Below are 2,349 nucleotides of genomic sequence, written 5' to 3' on the forward strand. Positions count from 1 at the left end.
GCGACTACCACGAAGAAGCCCGGACAAAACTCACTCATGTGCCTGTGATTTCAAGCAGCGATCGGGTTTTGGTAGGGGACGACGAGCTTTCGCCACCCGATCAAACGGACTTGGATTTGGACTAGAGGGCAAGTGAACCGGTGTCTTTTACACACCGGTAGATCGCCTAAACTCGATTCTCAGCGGCGTGGTAGACCTCTTTATCGCGCCTAGCACCCACAGCGACAATGAGAACCTCCACTGCCCCCTGATCGACTCTATAGACGATTCGGGTATCTCCTACCCTTATCCGCCTGTAGCCCGCTAGCGCTCCCCGCAAAGGGATACCTAGCTTGTCAGGTTCGCCATTCTCGATTTTGTCTTTGATGGCTTTCAGTATTTTTGAGGCCGCTGAATAGCCTAAATCATCAAGGTCATCTGCGACCTCGGGGTGAAACTCAACCTTCCACGCCATGCTCACTCCTTAGCGGCGTACCTCTCCATCATGGCGCTAAGGGAGATAGCCTTGCTCTTATCAAAATTATTCATTCGGTCGCGGGCAATCGCGTCGATACGAAGATCATCGAGCTCATCAAGCAGCTCCTTGTACGCGTCAACATTTACGATTACTGCAGCTGGCTCGTTGTCTTTAAAAATTACCAATCTGTCCGTGGCACGGCTGGAAACTTCTTTCAGTCGTGCGCTGAAACCTCTCACCATCGCGGTAACTGATACGGCCTGATCGGCCCGATCTAGTAACGCTGCCATGATTGAATCTCCCGTCTATGGTACATCAGTACGCTAAATCTGTGTTTTTTAGTACGTATTACTTTACATACGATGATGTGTAGTTTAAGGTAAATCCAGTACATAGCCAGTGTTATTAGCATCCGCACGGATGTGCGGATGCTAATAACACTGGCTATGTACTGACCCTCAGAGGCCGTTTTTCCTGGCCTAAACCACCCTACCGTTCGTCGCAAAAAATTGAGGAGCAGGTATGAGCGATCTGCCAACCTTCGTTGAATCTGGTGACGCTGAGCCATTCCCTATTTTCGTTACCAAACAGCGTAGCGACAGGACAGAACGCCTGCGTGCCGTGAACTATGCGCGGGCATCGGTTGGGCTGGAGGGGTTCAAGCTCTCAGCGTTTGAGGAAGAGAACGCAAGAGCCTACGTTGAGGGTGAGATCACCCTTAACGAGTTCCTTACACGATCCCTTCCCTCAACGTGAAATCCCACGATCAGGCGATTTTTTGCCCTGTTCACGGCGAATAGCTTGGGTCTGCTCCTTGGCTTTCTTGTTTTCCAACTGAAATGTCATAGCCACCTTGAGTACCTCCTTCACCTGATCTTTGGTAAGCCCCTTAAAAGCACCCTGAAGCGTCTCCAAGCGCTTCCTTAGATCATTGGCCGTGTCCTGCATTTCCTTTGCTCTACGGCGCTCCTGAAGCGCTGTAGCGGCCGTGGCGATGGTCCCGGCATAGCGTTCATTGATGACTTTGGTCAACCGTTCAGCGACCGCCTCTGGCGTCTCAACGTCGCTGGAAAACAGCCCTTTACGTAGTACCTGCGGTTCCACGGCTTTCGGAGTGATGGCCACTAGGGGCTTCACTCCACGTCCTACAGCGGCGTAGTGCTGCTGGATCGTCTGATGGGTGGCCTTGCTGCCCTCGATCCCGCGCTCTAGCCCCAAATCAGCGACACAGCCGGCGTAACTGGTTTGGTCTGCACGCATCTTGTCCCGGCTACCGATGAATTCCTTGGCGCTCAGGCGTTTGTCCTGGGTCAGCGGCACCACGAAGGCGGACAGGTGCGGCGTGGCTTCATCCCGGTGAATGCTGGCTGTAACGATTCGATCCACGCCGTACTTGTCTGCCAACCACTGCAAAGAGCGCTGGAAAAACGCCTTTTCCTGTTCTGGTGTCGCTTGAGCGAACCATTCGGGACTCGCAGTCATCACGTATTCGACGGCCAGCACCGCGTCTTTGCGCCGTTTCTCCGGCAGCAAATCCCGCAGTTTGCCCATGGCCTCGTCCGTGCTTTTCGCGACCAGGTGTTGATTGTCAGGTGTGCGCTCCTGGTCAGCATTGTGTGTATTCCGTTCACGGTAACAATGCTGCATCGAGGCGGCGACTGAGCCCATGTTGGCGAGCTTCTTTGCTCGCATGATTGCGTATGCCATACCGCCCCTCGTTTACATACATCACTGTATGTATCACTGAAATGCCGCCTAGCTCCGCTGGGCCACTTGATAACAAGTGTACTCACTAGACTTTGCTTCGCAAAGATCGTTCGGGCCTAAGGGCCAAAAGTACAAAAGGCCCTGCGCGGCTTCGCCTTGCTCCCCCTACTGACGCGCCCCCCCAA

At 53.6% G+C, this 2,349-nt stretch carries 4 protein-coding genes; 1 reads left to right on the plus strand and 3 read right to left on the minus strand.

Annotated features, from left to right (window positions below; all coding sequences use genetic code 11):
* Positions 1-166 precede the first annotated feature (166 nt).
* Entirely contained in the window at positions 167-454 is a 288-nt protein-coding gene (locus GHN86_RS22885) for a type II toxin-antitoxin system RelE family toxin (RefSeq protein WP_153337019.1), read from the minus strand.
* Positions 455-456: 2 nt separating this feature from the next.
* A complete protein-coding gene (locus tag GHN86_RS22890) occupies positions 457-747 on the minus strand; it encodes a type II toxin-antitoxin system Phd/YefM family antitoxin (protein ID WP_153387379.1) in 291 nt (96 codons plus the stop codon).
* 232 nt (positions 748-979) lie between these two features.
* Here GHN86_RS22890 and GHN86_RS22895 point away from each other — a divergent pair, with 232 nt between their 5' ends.
* A complete protein-coding gene (locus GHN86_RS22895; protein ID WP_153387380.1) occupies positions 980-1,213 on the plus strand; it encodes an antitoxin VbhA family protein in 234 nt (77 codons plus the stop codon).
* On the opposite strand, the gene mobV is transcribed toward GHN86_RS22895, so the two are convergent.
* Positions 1,205-2,164, minus strand: coding sequence for a MobV family relaxase (gene mobV / locus GHN86_RS22900; protein WP_153387381.1), 960 nt, complete (start codon positions 2,162-2,164; stop codon positions 1,205-1,207). The genes GHN86_RS22895 and mobV overlap by 9 nt on opposite strands.
* Positions 2,165-2,349 lie beyond the last annotated feature (185 nt).

The sequence above is a fragment of the Pseudomonas helleri genome (genome assembly GCF_009600315.1).
Lineage (GTDB): Bacteria > Pseudomonadota > Gammaproteobacteria > Pseudomonadales > Pseudomonadaceae > Aquipseudomonas > Aquipseudomonas helleri_A.

Coding starts and splice junctions, on each gene's coding strand:
- GHN86_RS22895 (WP_153387380.1), top strand. CDS start 980: ATGAGCGATCTGCCAACCTTCGTTGAATCTGGTGACGCTGAGCCATTC.
- mobV (WP_153387381.1), bottom strand. CDS start 2,164: ATGGCATACGCAATCATGCGAGCAAAGAAGCTCGCCAACATGGGCTCA.
- GHN86_RS22890 (WP_153387379.1), bottom strand. CDS start 747: ATGGCAGCGTTACTAGATCGGGCCGATCAGGCCGTATCAGTTACCGCG.
- GHN86_RS22885 (WP_153337019.1), bottom strand. CDS start 454: ATGGCGTGGAAGGTTGAGTTTCACCCCGAGGTCGCAGATGACCTTGAT.